At 35.8% G+C, this 15,206-nt stretch carries 16 protein-coding genes; 14 read left to right on the forward strand and 2 right to left on the reverse strand.

Features of this window, described 5'->3' with window-relative positions; translation table 11 throughout:
* Positions 1-87: 87 nt before the first annotated feature.
* Complete coding sequence (gene fusA / locus C8D70_RS18280) at positions 88-2,154, reverse strand: elongation factor G (protein WP_110368257.1); 2,067 nt, start codon at positions 2,152-2,154, stop codon at positions 88-90.
* Positions 2,155-2,779: 625 nt separating this feature from the next.
* On the opposite strand from fusA, the gene C8D70_RS18285 reads away from it, so the two are divergent.
* The 9 genes from C8D70_RS18285 to C8D70_RS18325 all read left to right on the forward strand — a co-directional run bounded on the left by C8D70_RS18285 (position 2,780) and on the right by C8D70_RS18325 (position 9,880).
* A complete protein-coding gene (locus C8D70_RS18285; protein WP_110368258.1) occupies positions 2,780-3,448 on the forward strand; it encodes an HAD family hydrolase in 669 nt (222 codons plus the stop codon).
* 8 nt (positions 3,449-3,456) lie between these two features.
* Positions 3,457-4,281, forward strand: coding sequence for a phosphoribosyltransferase family protein (locus C8D70_RS18290; RefSeq protein WP_110368259.1), 825 nt, complete (start codon positions 3,457-3,459; stop codon positions 4,279-4,281).
* Entirely contained in the window at positions 4,271-4,828 is a 558-nt protein-coding gene (locus C8D70_RS18295; protein ID WP_047428250.1) for a TerD family protein, read from the forward strand. Before C8D70_RS18290 ends, C8D70_RS18295 begins: the two co-directional genes overlap by 11 nt.
* A gap of 2 nt (positions 4,829-4,830) precedes the next feature.
* Positions 4,831-6,006, forward strand: coding sequence for a toxic anion resistance protein (locus tag C8D70_RS18300; protein ID WP_181416165.1), 1,176 nt, complete (start codon positions 4,831-4,833; stop codon positions 6,004-6,006).
* A gap of 16 nt (positions 6,007-6,022) precedes the next feature.
* Positions 6,023-6,970, forward strand: a complete 948-nt coding sequence (locus C8D70_RS18305) for a hypothetical protein (RefSeq protein WP_083688872.1) — start codon at positions 6,023-6,025, stop codon at positions 6,968-6,970.
* A 68-nt stretch (positions 6,971-7,038) separates the two neighbouring features.
* Positions 7,039-7,647 (forward strand): TerD family protein, encoded by a 609-nt coding sequence (locus tag C8D70_RS18310; protein WP_076596653.1) that lies wholly within the window; start codon positions 7,039-7,041, stop codon positions 7,645-7,647.
* An 86-nt stretch (positions 7,648-7,733) separates the two neighbouring features.
* On the forward strand, positions 7,734-8,774 hold the full coding sequence (locus C8D70_RS18315; RefSeq protein ID WP_110368260.1) for a TerC/Alx family metal homeostasis membrane protein: 1,041 nt from the start codon (positions 7,734-7,736) through the stop codon (positions 8,772-8,774).
* Positions 8,775-8,938: 164 nt separating this feature from the next.
* Positions 8,939-9,466, forward strand: a complete 528-nt coding sequence (locus C8D70_RS18320; RefSeq protein ID WP_110368261.1) for a TetR/AcrR family transcriptional regulator — start codon at positions 8,939-8,941, stop codon at positions 9,464-9,466.
* A gap of 3 nt (positions 9,467-9,469) precedes the next feature.
* The gene (locus C8D70_RS18325; RefSeq protein WP_110368262.1) at positions 9,470-9,880 is read left to right on the forward strand and encodes a nuclear transport factor 2 family protein; all 411 of its coding nucleotides are present in this window, start codon (positions 9,470-9,472) and stop codon (positions 9,878-9,880) included.
* A 48-nt stretch (positions 9,881-9,928) separates the two neighbouring features.
* Here C8D70_RS18325 and C8D70_RS18330 read toward each other — a convergent pair whose 3' ends face one another.
* On the reverse strand, positions 9,929-10,930 hold the full coding sequence (locus C8D70_RS18330) for a catalase (protein WP_110368263.1): 1,002 nt from the start codon (positions 10,928-10,930) through the stop codon (positions 9,929-9,931).
* Between the two features lie 298 nt (positions 10,931-11,228).
* On the opposite strand from C8D70_RS18330, the gene C8D70_RS18335 reads away from it, so the two are divergent.
* The 5 genes from C8D70_RS18335 to C8D70_RS18355 all read left to right on the forward strand — a co-directional run bounded on the left by C8D70_RS18335 (position 11,229) and on the right by C8D70_RS18355 (position 15,135).
* Entirely contained in the window at positions 11,229-11,663 is a 435-nt protein-coding gene (locus C8D70_RS18335; RefSeq protein ID WP_076596658.1) for an FKBP-type peptidyl-prolyl cis-trans isomerase, read from the forward strand.
* A 139-nt stretch (positions 11,664-11,802) separates the two neighbouring features.
* The gene (locus tag C8D70_RS18340) at positions 11,803-12,753 is read left to right on the forward strand and encodes a hypothetical protein (protein ID WP_110368264.1); all 951 of its coding nucleotides are present in this window, start codon (positions 11,803-11,805) and stop codon (positions 12,751-12,753) included.
* Positions 12,754-12,818: 65 nt separating this feature from the next.
* On the forward strand, positions 12,819-13,229 hold the full coding sequence (locus C8D70_RS18345; RefSeq protein ID WP_110368265.1) for an Rrf2 family transcriptional regulator: 411 nt from the start codon (positions 12,819-12,821) through the stop codon (positions 13,227-13,229).
* A 62-nt stretch (positions 13,230-13,291) separates the two neighbouring features.
* Positions 13,292-13,945, forward strand: coding sequence for an NAD(P)-dependent oxidoreductase (locus C8D70_RS18350; RefSeq protein WP_110368266.1), 654 nt, complete (start codon positions 13,292-13,294; stop codon positions 13,943-13,945).
* 17 nt (positions 13,946-13,962) lie between these two features.
* Complete coding sequence (locus C8D70_RS18355) at positions 13,963-15,135, forward strand: MBL fold metallo-hydrolase (protein ID WP_110368267.1); 1,173 nt, start codon at positions 13,963-13,965, stop codon at positions 15,133-15,135.
* Positions 15,136-15,206 lie beyond the last annotated feature (71 nt).

Here is a 15,206-nt window from a genome sequence, read left to right on the forward strand (position 1 = left end):
GCAGCGGATTGACGATTGACTTTTCACTATAAAAACTCCCCATAACCAGACAAGGACTGTAAGAAAAAATCTACAGTCCTTGCTTGGTTAGGTGATTAATGTATTGGCAATAAAATCAGGCACTAAAGCATAGTGAGATAATTTCATGCTGATAGAAGCGCGTCCGCTTGTCAGTGTTCTCAGGTCAGAGATGTACCCGAAAGTGGAAGCTAACGGAACTTCTGCCGCAAAAATTTTTCTTCCTGATCTTTCATCAATAGAAGTGATCATTCCTCTTCTTCTGTTAATATCCGCAGTGACAGCACCTGTGTATTCCTCTATACTTTGGATCTCTACCTGCATGACAGGTTCCATCAGTTTAGGACTACATCCTTTTGCTGCCGTTTTGAATCCTTCTCGTGCAACAATTTCGAAATCAAATGCTGCAGAATCCTGAGCGTGGAAAGAACCGTCAAGAAGAGTGACTTTCATATTTTCCAGAGGATATCCTTTCAATGGTCCATGATTCATGGCTTCCTTGAATCCTTTTTCAATAGAAGGAATAAATTCAGTAGGAATAACGCCTCCTTTGATCAGGTTAATAAACTCCAATCCGTGTTCATGGTCATTTCCTGGTCCGATTTCAAAAGTGATATCAGCAAACTGACCGCTTCCTCCGTTTTGTTTGGAAAGCTTTTCTCTGTGAACTTTAGTTTCCGTTAAGATCTCACGATAAGAAACTTTAGGTTTTCCCTGATTGATTTCAATACCATGATTCAGGCGGATTTTTTCCAAAGTGACTTCAAGATGAAGTTCACCCAATCCACTCAATAAAGTCTCTCCGGTCTGCGGATCTCTTTCAACCACCAAAGAAGGATCTTCTTCCTGTATTTTGGCCAATACCAAACCGAAAGATTTCTCATCACCATTCGTTTTCGGCTCGATAGCAACTCTGATCACAGGAGTCGGAATTGTAATGGCTTCCAGTAAAATCGGTTGCTCTGTAGAACATAAAGAATCTCCGGTTTTGGCATCTTTTATTCCTGTTAAGGCAACAATATCTCCAGCTTTAGCTTCTTCAAGAGATAACGTTTTGTCTGACTGCATTTGTAAAATCCTGGAAATCCTGAAACTTTCACCCGTTCTTACATTCAGTATAGTATCTCCGGATTGTATCCTTCCGGAATACACACGAAGCATAGCCAGTCTTCCCATGTGTTTGTCAATCAATACTTTGAAAACAAGTCCTGAAAAGGCAGTTTCCTCATTTCTTTTCAGTACTACCGTTTCTTCTGTATGAGGATCTTTTCCCTGCAGGTCAGCAAGCTGGTCCGGAGCAGGAAGATAAGTGACTATAGCATCAAGAAGAGGCTGGATTCCTTTATTCTTAAAAGCAGAGCCACATAAAACAGGTACAGCAGATCCTGATTTGCAGACGCTTTGTATAGCTTCCGAGAGTATTTCAAGAGTGACTTTTTGTTCTGTATCCATAAAAATCTCAAAGAACTTTTCGTCATTTTCTGCCAGAGTTTCCATTAATTTTATCCTGTATTCATCGGCTTCAGCAATATAATGGTCGGGAATTTCCTTTTCCACAATGGTTTCACCGTTTTCATCATTCCAGTATAACGCTTTCATTTTAACAAGATCGATTACTCCTTCAAAATGGTTTTCAGCGCCAATCGGAATCTGAAGGGCAAGAGGAACAGCATTCAGTTTGGTTTTTATCTCATGAAGAACCGCAAAGAAGTCTGCCCCAATTCTGTCCATTTTATTGATGAAACAGATTTTGGATGTTCCGTGTTTTTCAGCCTGGAACCAGACATTTTCAGTCTGTGGCTGAACTCCTGAAGAAGCACAGAAAACGGCGACAACACTATCTAAAACTCTTAAGGAACGTTCTACTTCCACTGCAAAATCAATGTGTCCTGGCGTATCAATAATATTGATGTTATAAACTTTTTCGTCCTTTTTCCATTGGGTAGAAACTGCAGCGGATGAAATGGTAATCCCTCTGTTTCTTTCCTGTATGTCTTTATCCATGGTGGTATTTCCATCATCTACATTACCAATTTTATGAATAAGTCCTGTATAATACAAAAGCCTTTCTGATAACGTTGTTTTCCCTGCATCTACGTGTGCTATGACCCCTATATTTCGTGTGTTATATTTCATTTTGTTTGATTTAAATTGTTGATTTTTAGCTCTGTATTTAGAAAAGGTTCTGAAAAAATGAACACAAAATACACCCCGGTCTTATAAAGCCGGTAAAACATTTTTTATATTTCGTATCAAAGGGAAATTTTCAGAGATCTTAACAAATACCAGAAGTTTTTTGAATTGTTAAAGTCTGAAATCAGGGCAGCAAAAAAGACCTATCCGAATAGACAGGTCTTCAATATATTTTTGGGTATAAAAGATCTATAGAACTATTCAGATAAATATTCAGTGCTGCCAAAGAACACAGCTCTGACAGGATTACTTAACGTTATAATATGTATCATTTTTGTTGACATTGTTGATTGTTAATCGGTTGCGAAATTATAATTTTTTTTTGATTTCCAAACAATTTTTGAAAATATTTTTTTGTAAAAGGATATTAAACACTTTGTAAACCACTTTCTGTAAGTCTGCCAAATTCATAGAATTTCATAAAAATATCTTAAAACAGATAACGGACGTAATGCTTTTATGATAAATATTTTATCTTTGGGAAGAATAGTATTATAGACACTTTTTGATGATAAAAAAATTACATCTTTTTCAAGAAGCTAAATAAAAACTTTTAACTTAAAACCTATTGAAAACAGATATCGACATCCATAACCACCGTCATTTTTCCTTTGACCTGTGGCTCACCTTAATCAAATCTCACCCTGAATTTAAAACAAAAAGAGTTGAGCTGTTCTCCTCATTTTTTAATGTAGATAAACCGATAGAGCAGGTTGCGAAAACCGTAAAATATTACGATAATCTTTGCAATAATATTAATGAAGTGACGGGAGGAAATATAAACACTTTTGAGATCTACCTGATGATTCTCGGTGCTCTGGATGTAGATGTAAAGGAATTGAATAAAGAAAAACTCAATGCGTTTTACGCTAAAAGTGAAGACTTGTTTCTGGAATACAGACCCGTTGTTATTTTTGAAAATATTCATGATTTTTTTGAGGATATCAAAAACCAGGGAAAGACCATTAATATTCTGAGCAATACAGGCTTTATCAAAGGGAAAACTATGAGAAAATTTCTGATTCATGAAAATCTGGATCAGTACATCGATTTTCATATCTATTCTGATGAAATCAACTGTTCCAAACCGAACCCGCTTATTTTTCAGGAAGTGAAGAATAAGATCAAAGATCAGGACTTGCCACTCAATCAGATTCTGCACATCGGAGATAATCCTGTAGCAGATTATAAGGGAGCAAAAGACTTCGGTTTCAGTGCCCACTTACTTAAACACTAAAAATAAACATGAATACAAGGTATAGCTTACACCACATTCATTCGGCGGATGAGTTTAGTTTCTCACCTGCGGAATACAGCTATTTCAAGTATGGCGATAAGTCGTATGCTGAAAAATTTGCAAGAGAATTATTCGACGGATTTATTTCGGAAAATGAAGAACTCTTAAATACGGATAAAGAAATTGTTGTACTTCCAAGTCCGTACATGGCGATTCCTACAGCATCCAATTTTTTATGTTTTTACTTTAAAAAGCATCTTGATTTTTACTTGTTTCAAAAAGGAAAAAAGTCAAGCATTTTATCTAAAATCAATCGTAATCATACATACATCACAGATTACGGGAATCTTAATTTTGAAGACCGAAAAAATCTGATCGCCAATGACACTTATTATATCGATAAAGATTTTTTGAGAGGAAAACTTTGTATTTTTATAGACGATATAAAAATCACGGGAAGTCATGAATATACAGTCAACAGAATCCTGGACGAATATAACGTGGAGGCTGACTTTATGTTCCTGTATTATGCAGAGCTGATGAATTTTGACCTTGACCCGAAAATTGAAAACTTTTTCAACTATTACGCTGTGAAAAATGTAAATCATGTTGCAGAAGTGATGAATAAAGAAAGCTTTCAGTTCAATACAAGGATTGTAAAATATATTTTAGGGTTGGATTCAGGTAATTTTGATTATCTTACGTCTAAAGTAAAAAAGGAACAGATGGACCTGCTTTTGGAGCTGGCGATCAGTAACAATTATCATTTAATAAAAGAATACGAAAACAATATCAATACTTTAACACAAACGGAATTATATTATGGCTATTAACTTACAAAAAGGACAAAGAGAAAACATTAACGCACCTAAATTTACTGTAGGTTTAGGATGGGATATCAATAATACTTCTACAGGAACGGCTTTCGACCTTGATGCTTCTTTATTTTTGCTTGGTGACGACAAAAAATTAGTTTCAGATAATCACTTTATTTTCTATAATAATCTTGAGTCTCCGGACAAATCTGTAATTCATACAGGAGATAACCTTACAGGAGAAGGATCAGGTGATGATGAGCAGATCAAAATTGATCTTACAAAGATTGATGATGCTATCAAAGAAATTACAGTAGTAGTAACCATTCACGAAGCTGATTCAAGAAAACAAAACTTTGGACAGGTAAGAAATTCTTTCATCAGAATTTTCAATACAGATACGAATGAAGAGATCTTAAAATATGAATTAGACGAAGATTTCTCCATCGAAACCGCTGTAGAATTCGGAAGAATTTACAACAGAAACGGAGAATGGAAATTTGAGGCTGTAGGAGCAGGACAGAGAGACGGCCTTGAGAAATTTGTATCAATTTATCAGAAGTAATTATGGACAATCAGGAAAATCAACCCATAGATCCGCTAGGATCAATAGAACCTCTTAAAACCTTTGAACCGACTCCAATGGTTCCGCCAACTCCGGCTCAGCCTGTTCAGAATGCAGCGCCGGCAGTTCTTGTGGATAGAGAAGGAAATGTAAACCTTACTCAGTTGCAGTCAGAAGAACGTCAGAAATATGAAGTTCTTGCCAACTCCATTGATGAGGCCAACCCAGGTTCCATCGTGAATTTCGGGGCGGAACTTCAGAAAACTCTTACCAATCAGAGTGACAGCTTCTTAGGGAATGTAAGAAGATCCAACTCCGGAGAAGTAGGAGGACTTATCAATGATCTTTTGGTAGAGCTTAATTATGTAGATGTAGAGGAGCTTCACGGAAATAAAGTAAAAAGCTTCCTGAGCAAATTACCATTCATGAAAAAGGTGATGACTCAGGTGGAAAATCTTTTTGCAAAATACGATAAGATCATCAATAATATTGAGCAGATCTCTTATAAAGTAAATGCCGGAATTATCACCTCTACAAAAGATAACGCTGTACTTCAGACTATTTTTGAAAGCAATGTGAATTCTATCAAGCAGATTGAAGATCTTGTGATTGCAGGAAATATCAGAATGGAAAGAGCTGCCGTAGAGCTTGCTCAAATGGAAGCTGCTCCTCAGAATTTTCAGGATTATCAGATTGCAGATAAAAGAGATTTCATTGCAAGGCTAGACAGGAGAATGGCTGATCTTAAAGTGGTGCGTGTAATCATGATGCAGTCGCTTCCTCAGATCAGACTGGTACAGAATAATAACGTTTCTATTGCTGAAAAAGCACAGACAATTCTTACCACCACACTTCCTGTATGGAAAAATCAGCTTTCATTAGCTGTAGCGATGTACAGACAGCAGCAGAATATTGAAATCCAGCAGAAAGTCTCTTCTACTACAGAAGAAATTTTAAGAAAGAATGCTGAACGTCTTGGCCAGAATTCAGTGAATGTTGCCAGAGCCAACGAACAGACTATTGTGTCTGTAGAAACATTGAGAGAAACAACATCAATGCTGATCAATACATTGAATGAAGTGAAACAAATCCAGAAACAGGGAGCAGATAACAGAAGAAAGCTGGATCAGGATCTTCAGACATTGGAGCATGAACTTAAAGCGAATGTCAGAGGTTAATTTATAGGATACCAAGGTGGGGGATGATGCAGCAACCATATTGTCGCAAAGCAAAAGAAGGTTAACAAAGCTTAAGCTTCTCGCTAATTTTTTTGAACATATTGATATTATATCTATTTACATCAAAACGGATATTATTCACAATCTGTTCCAGGAAAATACGGCTTTAGATTATAATAAACTGGAACTTTTCCACCTGCAGTATACCGACAGCCTTATAGAACTTCTGACTAAAATTAAAAAACAGAAGGAAAATGACATGCTGGCGGTCATCAATGAAATTAACATCAACAGTAAATATATTTCAGGTTTTGAAGAAAGGAGGGTAGACAGTTTTGAGACCGACAGGAAAATGTACAGCGGAGTATTTTCCCAGCATCTGAAAACGGTATATAAAGACCTTACGGAAGATAGCTTTACAGCCAACTGGGAAAATGTACTGTACTTTCATAAAAAATATGCTCAGGAATTTTACAGAACGGAAGCAGATGAAACGCTGCTGAAATCTGATTCTTTCCCGGCCTATCAGTATAAAGACTATTCCATTGAAAGAAAGCTGTTGGGAAGACTTAATATACAGGGATTTAAAGTCCGTTTTGTCTGCGGTTACCTTATAGGAACCCATGATTATGAACTTTTTAAAATCTTTCAGTCTGATGATCATTTTATTTTCAGTGTAGACGAAAAGAAATTGTATCTTTTTGACAAAGAAATGGATAAACTGGATATTTCTGAAAATCAGTCTAACCAGAGTTCTATTATTGATCAGCTGAGAAGCAAAAATGAACAGCTTGAACATAGCATGAACGAAAGAAAACGTACGTTACCGGCAGAAGTAGAAGCAGTTTTAAAAGATTATATCAAAAACCTGGAAAATATGGATATAATGAGCAAAATATTTGACTTCGACGAAGAAACCAATATCTTGCGGGCAATGCTTAATCTGAATTTGAATAATAACTAAAAGAAATTTGTAAAGCAAAGAAGATTCGCTTTTTTGCAGAAAAGTAAATAACAACTAAAGATAAAAAGATGGCTATCAACTTACAAAAAGGTCAGAGAATCAACCTTAAAAAAGAAAATGGAGCTGAGCTTTCCCAGGCTTGCGTAGGAATTAACTGGGGAGCAATTGAAAAGAAAGGATTTTTTGGAACTAAAAAAGAAGCAGTAGACTTAGATGGAAGCTGTATTTTATATGATTCAAATAAAAACGTTACAGAAGTAATCTATTTCGGAAATCTTAAATCCAGAAACGGATCTGTAAGACACAGTGGAGACGATCTTACCGGTGACGTAAACGGAGATGACGGATTGGATAACGAAGTGATCACTGTAGATTTCAGCCAGCTGGAACCTAATGTAGAGCATGTAGCAATGGTGCTGAACAGCTACAGAGGTCAGGATTTCGGAACCATTCCTTTTGCTTCTATCCGTATTTATGAAGGAACTCCTACCAATGTGAGAGAAGTTTTTGCAAAATATGATATTGCGAATGATGCTTCTTTCAGCGGACACGTAGCAATGGTAATGGGTGTTTTCTACAAGAGAAACGGAGAATGGAAATTCAACGCAATCGGAGATCCTACAGCAGATAAAAAGCTGGAGCAGACGATCCAAACGGTACAAATGAATTATCTATAATCAATTGTAAATCAAAAGGTAAATAAATTAGCAATAGTTGTACTCTGTACATCTGTTGCTTTTATCATATAATAACATAACTCAAAGTGGAACATCAAAGTATTTTAGAACTGCACCCTGGTCTGGTGTGGGGATTTGCAGTAACGGTCGTTATCATGCTGCTCCTGGACTTAGGGGTATTTAACAAAAAAAGTCATGAAGTATCTTCCAAAGAAGCTACCATCTGGTCTGTCGTATGGATTTCATTATCCATGGTATTTTCAGGAGTGGTTTATTGGGTATTCAATACCGATGGAAGCCCTGAAAGCCACGCTTTGGCAGTAGAGAAATTTACACAGTATCAGGCTGCCTATTGGATTGAAAAAGCCTTGTCTGTGGATAACTTATTTGTATTTATCCTGGTTTTCGGCTTCTTTAAAGTTCCGAAATTTCTTCATCACAAAGTCCTTTTCTGGGGAATCATTGGAGCATTGATCTTCAGGGCTATATTCATCTTTGCAGGAGTAGGGTTAATTAACCTGACTTACCTTCCTGAAATGATTATCTTTGGTGAAGCGGTTAAAATCAACGTTGTGATGACCTTATTCGGATTATTCCTTGTCTATGCAGGGATCAAGTCATGGGGAGACGGTGATGATGATGATGACGAAGATTACAGCAATACGGCAGGAGCAAAACTGATCAAGAGCTTCTGGAAAGTTTCAGATAACTACGATGGAGATAAGTTCTTCACCATCCAGAACGGAATCAAAATGGCAACTCCTCTTTTAGTAGTAGTGGGTGTTATCGAGTTTACGGACGTTCTTTTTGCTGTAGACTCCATCCCGGCGATCTTTGCAATCTCAAATGACCCTTTTATCCTTTATACATCGAATATCTTTGCTATTTTAGGATTAAGATCATTATACTTCCTGCTGGCAAACTTTATTCATATGTTCAGCAAGCTTCCATACGGATTGGCAATTATCCTGTCCTTCATTGGAGTTAAGATGCTTATTGCGCCATGGATTCATATTCCGTCCCCGATTTCATTAGGAATCGTAGGAGGTGTATTGGTGATCTCTGTTCTTTTATCCGTTATCTTCCCTGAAAAGGAAGAAGAGAAGAAAGAAGAACTGGAAGAATAATCCTATTTAAAATATACTATCAAGCCTCTGGAATTTTTTTCCGGAGGCTTTTTTATTTGCGTTTTCCAATCTTATTCCCCCAAAAATATTTTTAAAAAAAACAATAGACAGACTGGTCTGTATATTGTTTTTTTTCATACATTTGTTACAGAAAAGAAAAGCATATGAAATCTCCAAGAGAAAGAATTGTAGAAACAACCTTTGAATTGTTTACAAAACAAGGGTATAATTCTACAGGGATCAACCAGATTATTTCCGAAGCTGAAGTTGCCAAGGCGAGCTTTTATCAGCATTTTAAATCCAAAGAAGATCTGTGTGTAGAATTTCTGAACGTGAGACATGAATATTGGTTTGGTGAACTCAATATTTTTTTAGCCAAAGAAAAAGATTCAAAATCTAAAATCATCAAAGCTTTTGATTTTTTAGTTTATATGAATGAAAAGGAAAACTTCCGGGGATGCAGCTTCCTGAATATTCTATCGGAAATTCCAATGGATAATACTAAAATACTGAGCGTTATTCAGTCACATAAATCAGATCTGAGAAATCTTTTTTCAGAATTGATTAATGATGAAGAACTTTCTGATCATATCTATCTGCTTTTTGAAAGCAGTATTATAGAAAGCCAGCTTTTTAAATCCAATGAACTCCTTGAAAAGTCAAAAAAAATAATTACCAATTTAATACAATAAGTTATGGAACAAAAACATCCGCTTCCGCCTTTCACTATTGAAACGGCACTGGAAAAAATTCAACTGGCAGAAGATGCATGGAACAGTCAGGATCCTGAAAAGGTTTCCAAAGCTTATACCATCAACAGTGAATGGAGAAACAGGGATACCTTCGTGAATGGAAGAGAAGAAATAATAGTATTCCTTCAGAAGAAATGGGAAAAAGAACTGAATTATAAGCTTAAAAAAGAATATTGGGCACATACTGATAACCGTATTGCCGTTCGTTTTGAATATGAATATCAGACCAAGGATGGAAACTGGTTCAGAGCCTATGGAAATGAAAACTGGGAGTTTGATGAGAATGGACTGATGGCCAAAAGGTACGCAAGCATCAATGATCTTGCTATCCAAGAAAAAGACCGGAAATTATAAATAAAAGACTGTTATAACGACAGTCTTTTATTTATAATTATTCTATCCTTATTTCCCATGCAGCAGCTTATTGATCTTTCTTCTGGTTTGCAAAGAAATTTTATAAGCTTCATCCCTCAGTTTCTGTATTTTTCCTACAGGCTGGAAGAATATTTTACTTTCAAAAGGATTGAATGAAAGAAGTTCATTCGTACAATTACGGGAGTCCAATAAGGAATCTTTATTGATTCTTACCTTACCAATTTTAATAAAAGGAGAGTTTTTCCATTCAACATTCAGTTTGTTGATAGGCTGATCTTTCAGATCATAACAGATCTGTATCAAAACATCTGCTGCAAAATCATTTGTCTGAAGATAGTTTTTTAACGAATCTTTGACCTTTTGCTTCCTGCCAATATTTTTATCTACAGACTTTGGACATAATTTTATTTTAATGACCTGGTCTCCCAGACGGTAAGCGCCTACAGAATGATAATCAAACGACAGCATAAAATCATTTCTCTTTCCAATAAGCTTTAGCATATTGCGGAGCATATCCCCAGTGAACAAAGAAGGAATCATTTTAATCATCTGAATACATATAGGGAATACTTTTCTCCATTGCTTCATATAAAGCTGATTAATTGCTGTAAAAAACTTCAAAAATGTAGAAACAGAATTAATAGGAAACAAAGGGAAATTAACCAACGGATAATTGGCAAGCAATACTCCGTTTTCATCCTTGATCTGCACAGCAAAGCCATAGGCCGGAATATCTTTTTTTGAATTTTTGATTTTCAGCTGAGCATTAGAAAAACGTATGGTCAAATCAAATTTTTCCTTATCAAAATAGGGTTGTAATGATTCAGGGATATCAGGTTCTATCCAGAAAGTACCTTTTGCTACCGCATAGGTTTTGGCATGAGCATTCCGGGTAGCATAATTGACATCACTGATGGAAGAGGACTGCTCAACAAAATCTGCTATTGTTTTTTTATTGATTTCCAGAAGCTTTTTTTCCTCCTCATTCAGTTCATCAAACTTCTTATTATATTTTAATGGATTTGGCATTTAGTTTTTAAAATTCAATTATAACGCCAAGTTTTGGAATCTGTGTTAAATAAGTATTACAATTATTTGAATTTTGTTGAAAATATCTTTGAAAATAAGGAAATGTAAGATAATATGATTAATGAATATTAAAAAAAATACTGTTTAACTTGTTGATTTTTAGTGTTTAGTTTTTTTTTTATAAGAATGCTTTAAGAACATATCGATTAGAAAGGAAATGCTTTGGTGTTTTAAACTTCCCTCACTGAGCTTCCACCTTCCAACCCTAAAAAGCCTTATCTTTGTAAAAAATTATAATATGGGAGTAGCAGATATGTTATTTAAACGTAAAAAAGAATTAGCAGAAAAGAACCTGAAAGACGGTAAAGAATATATGGAAGAGTATGGTAAAAGAGAAAGCGTTGTGCAGTTACCAAGCGGCTTGCAATATGAAATAATTACAGAAGGTGAAGGCCCGAAACCTGGCCCAAAATCTACTGTAAAATGTCACTACCACGGAACTACCATTTCCGGTAAAGTATTCGACAGCTCTGTGAAAAGAGGTACACCTGCATCTTTCCCTTTAAACAGAGTTATTTCAGGATGGACGGAAGCGCTTCAGCTAATGCCTGTAGGAAGCAAATGGAGACTGATTATTCCTCCGCACTTAGCGTATGGAGATCAGGAGATCAGTAAAGAAATCGGACCTAACAGTACTCTTGTTTTCGAAGTTGAATTGCTGGATATTAAATAAGACTACTTAAAAATAGATTAAAATTTACCTGATTTCAGGTAAATTTTTTTATTTGTATTATATTCGTATTGACAATTGTATGGGTGAAGAAAATTATGAACCGGGTACAATTCATCAATGCTGCACAAAAAATGACTGAATGAAAAAACTTTTTTATCTTTTGATTGTTTTCGGGCTTCTTACATCCTGTGTTTCCAGGAAGAATCAGGCTATTCAGCAGAATATTCTCACACTGAAAGACAGCTACTGCAAAGCTCCGTTCAAATATAACTACAGCAATAAACTTCCCTCTTACAATGCTGATTCTATTTTGGCAGCCAATAAAGAATTAAAAGAAGTTTTTTCCGATCAGAGTATCCTGATATTAAATGCACTGGATAACTTAGACGAAGTTCATAAAATTATTGATCTTAAAAAAGACTCATCCCTTGCTTCCCAAATTAAAGTTTTACAGCTAAAGACAAAAATAAATAGTAAAATAACGATTGCTCTTACAGAATTGGATGCGGTAGCTGCGGAGTTTGACTGTGAAGGAGAAAGAGTAGCACAGATAGGAAACTATGTGGATAACCTGAATTCGTCAAGAAATAATAAACTTATTTTATATTCAATCGTTGCAGGAGCAGCAGCTTCCATCGCAGGAGGAATTGTACAAGATCAGGGCTGGAGTAATGCTATCGATATAGGCGGAGGGGTTCTGGGAGCTGGTTTTGGTTTGGCAACCCTTAATCCTAAAGGTAAAAAAGTAGAATTTATCCATCAGAGAAATCTTTTAAGAGATATATGGAGAGAAAAATTAGAATCTCCCAATTTTCCGCCTTTTATATGGTATATGTATACTGAGAAAAAGTTTTCCAATAAAGAAGAGCATTCCATTATTGGAAATATGAAAATGAGATGGCTGCATTATCAGTTTGATGACAGTAAGGAGACAGCAGATAAATCTGTGATCTTCAGTGATGGCGGGTTTTACAGGGCTGATGATCTTCATAACCGAGCTGCTATGCTTAATCAGATGCAGTCGGCAACCCGTACCATTAATCAGAACATCAATTATCTGTTGCTGGATCTGGATAAATTAATCCTTTAAGAAAAATTTAACTGTAATAAATTTTGTTACATTTAAAAAATGTGTATCTTTGCCCTGTAATTACAATGAACAATACAAGATTTGCTACGGCAGTACATATTATGACACTATTGGCGAAAAGTCCTCAGGAGTGGCTTACTTCTGACTGGATGGCCGGCAGTATCAATGTAAATCCGGTGATTATCCGAAAGGAGATCAGCGTATTGAGAGAAGCAGGTCTGATTATCAGCAGACAAGGAAAAGAAGGAGGAAGCCAGCTTGCGAAGAATGCTGAAATGATCACTATTTCTGAGATCTATAAAGCAGTAAAAAATACCGAAGTATTAGGCAAAAAAAATCAGAATCCCAATCCGGCATGCAGTGTTGGAAAGGAGATCAACAATCATTTAAATACATTATTTGAAGAAACGGATCAATTGGTGGTAAACTTTTTAGGAGACAAGTCATTACAAAAATTCACAGACCAGTTCGGCTAAAAATTTTTTAACCTTAAATGTAACAAAATTTATTACAATTTAATTAAAAAAAATAAAACATTATGAAAAAAGTAGCAGTAATTGGTGCAACAGGATTTGTAGGAGCACACGTAGTATCAGAATTAGCAGAAAGAGGATATGCGGTGGAAGCATTGGTAAGAGATGCATCAAAAGTGAAAATACAGGAAAATGTAACCGCAAAAAGTGTTGACGTAAACAATGTTGATGAATTAGCAGAAGCATTGAAAGGAAGTGATGCGGTAATCAGCACATTCAATGCAGGATGGACGAATCCTAATCTTTACAACGATTTTTTAAATGGTTCAGAGAACATTGAAAAAGCAGTAGAACAGTCTGGAGTAAAAAGACTGATTGTAGTAGGCGGAGCAGGCAGCCTTTATACTCCGGATAATGTACAAATCGTAGATACACCAGATTTTCCTGAAGCTTACAAACCAGGTGCAACAGCAGCAAGAGACTATTTAAACAAAATCAAAGAAAATAATACTCTCGATTGGACATTCTTCAGCCCTGCTATTGAAATGAACCAGGCCAACGTAGGAGAAAGAACAGGAAAATACAGAACATCACTGGAAACTCCTGTATTTGATGACAACGGAAGAAGCCGTCTGTCTGTAGAAGATGTAGCCGTAGTTTTAGTAGATGAATTAGAGCAGAACAACCATATCCGTGAACGTTTCACAGCAGCTTACTAATAGATAAAAGAACAAAGATGATACAAAAAAAATTATGGTCGTTATTAGCACTGTTGGGATTTATCAGCATATTCGCGGGAAATCTCAAAGTAAAAGTATATAATCCGGGAACCAAAGCTATATTTCCTATTACTTCTACCATTATTTATGGAGATAAAGATGCCATACTTGTAGATGCTCAGTTTCAGAAACAATATGCAGAACAGCTCGTTAAAGAAATAAAAGCAACAGGAAAAAACCTGAAAACAGTCTTCATTTCTCACAGTGATCCTGATTTTTATTTTGGATTGGATGTGATTAAAAAAGCTTTTCCTGATGCAAAAATTATTTCAACAGCTCAGACCGCTTATCTGATATCAGCTTCCAAAGATGATAAACTGTCAGTATGGAAACCACAGTTGAAAACAGATGCGCCTTCAGAAATTATAGTTCCTGAAGCAGCTGTTTCAATTCCTGATCTAGAAGGAAATAAAATTGAGATCAGACAAAATCCGGAAGATCCGGCGCATAGTTTTCTTTGGATTCCTTCCATCAAAACCATTGCAGGCGGGATTTCAGTTTCTGTTGGCTCACATCTTTGGATGGCGGATACTCAGAATGTTAAAGCAATCGATCAATGGATAGAACAGATTGATGCTATGAAAGGTTTGAAACCGGAAAAAGTTATTCCTTCTCATTTTGCAGAACTTTCCACATCACCACAATCTCTTGATTTTGTAAAAAGCTATCTGGAAAATTATAAACAGGCAGTTAATGAAAACAAAACTTCATCTGCTATTGTAGATTTCATGGTTAAAAAATACCCTGATCTGCCAGGAAAGGAAGAACTTGAAATGGGAGTAAAGGTTTATCTTAAAGAAATGGACTGGGATCTTAAATCATCATATCCGGCAATCGGACATAAAGTAGAAGTGGATTTTGGAGCAGTAAAATTCATCCTGGATTTTAAAGATAACAAAACCATGACATTCACAGGAACAGCCGGAAGTTCAAAAAACAGTACAGATACCGTAGAATATACTGCTGTAGAAGTAGCAAAAAATGTTTTTATGGTCTACTGGCATGAGCCACAACTTGGTTTCAATGTAACTCATATTCAGGATTATAATAAAAATATCATCTATTCGAATATTGCAGGTCCGGACGGTACATTTACCCATCTGAAAGGAACACTTAAAATTTTAAACTAAAAAGCAGCTGCATTGGCAGCTGTTTTTTTATATCATAAGAATTAACAATCAACAATAAAAATATCCTTAAA

This window comes from Chryseobacterium sp. CBTAP 102 (genome assembly GCF_003201365.1).
Classification (GTDB): domain Bacteria; phylum Bacteroidota; class Bacteroidia; order Flavobacteriales; family Weeksellaceae; genus Chryseobacterium; species Chryseobacterium candidae.

Excerpts from the sequence above, each read along its gene's own strand:
- fusA (WP_110368257.1), bottom strand. The coding sequence starts at position 2,154 with ATGAAATATAACACACGAAATATAGGGGTCATAGCACACGTAGATGCA.
- C8D70_RS18290 (WP_110368259.1), top strand. The coding sequence starts at position 3,457 with ATGAATACAAGGTATAGCTTACACCACATTCATTCGGCGGATGAGTTT.
- C8D70_RS18295 (WP_047428250.1), top strand. The coding sequence starts at position 4,271 with ATGGCTATTAACTTACAAAAAGGACAAAGAGAAAACATTAACGCACCT.
- C8D70_RS18300 (WP_181416165.1), top strand. The coding sequence starts at position 4,831 with ATGGACAATCAGGAAAATCAACCCATAGATCCGCTAGGATCAATAGAA.
- C8D70_RS18310 (WP_076596653.1), top strand. The coding sequence starts at position 7,039 with ATGGCTATCAACTTACAAAAAGGTCAGAGAATCAACCTTAAAAAAGAA.
- C8D70_RS18320 (WP_110368261.1), top strand. The coding sequence starts at position 8,939 with ATGAAATCTCCAAGAGAAAGAATTGTAGAAACAACCTTTGAATTGTTT.
- C8D70_RS18325 (WP_110368262.1), top strand. The coding sequence starts at position 9,470 with ATGGAACAAAAACATCCGCTTCCGCCTTTCACTATTGAAACGGCACTG.
- C8D70_RS18330 (WP_110368263.1), bottom strand. The coding sequence starts at position 10,930 with ATGCCAAATCCATTAAAATATAATAAGAAGTTTGATGAACTGAATGAG.
- C8D70_RS18335 (WP_076596658.1), top strand. The coding sequence starts at position 11,229 with ATGGGAGTAGCAGATATGTTATTTAAACGTAAAAAAGAATTAGCAGAA.
- C8D70_RS18340 (WP_110368264.1), top strand. The coding sequence starts at position 11,803 with ATGAAAAAACTTTTTTATCTTTTGATTGTTTTCGGGCTTCTTACATCC.
- C8D70_RS18345 (WP_110368265.1), top strand. The coding sequence starts at position 12,819 with ATGAACAATACAAGATTTGCTACGGCAGTACATATTATGACACTATTG.
- C8D70_RS18350 (WP_110368266.1), top strand. The coding sequence starts at position 13,292 with ATGAAAAAAGTAGCAGTAATTGGTGCAACAGGATTTGTAGGAGCACAC.
- C8D70_RS18355 (WP_110368267.1), top strand. The coding sequence starts at position 13,963 with ATGATACAAAAAAAATTATGGTCGTTATTAGCACTGTTGGGATTTATC.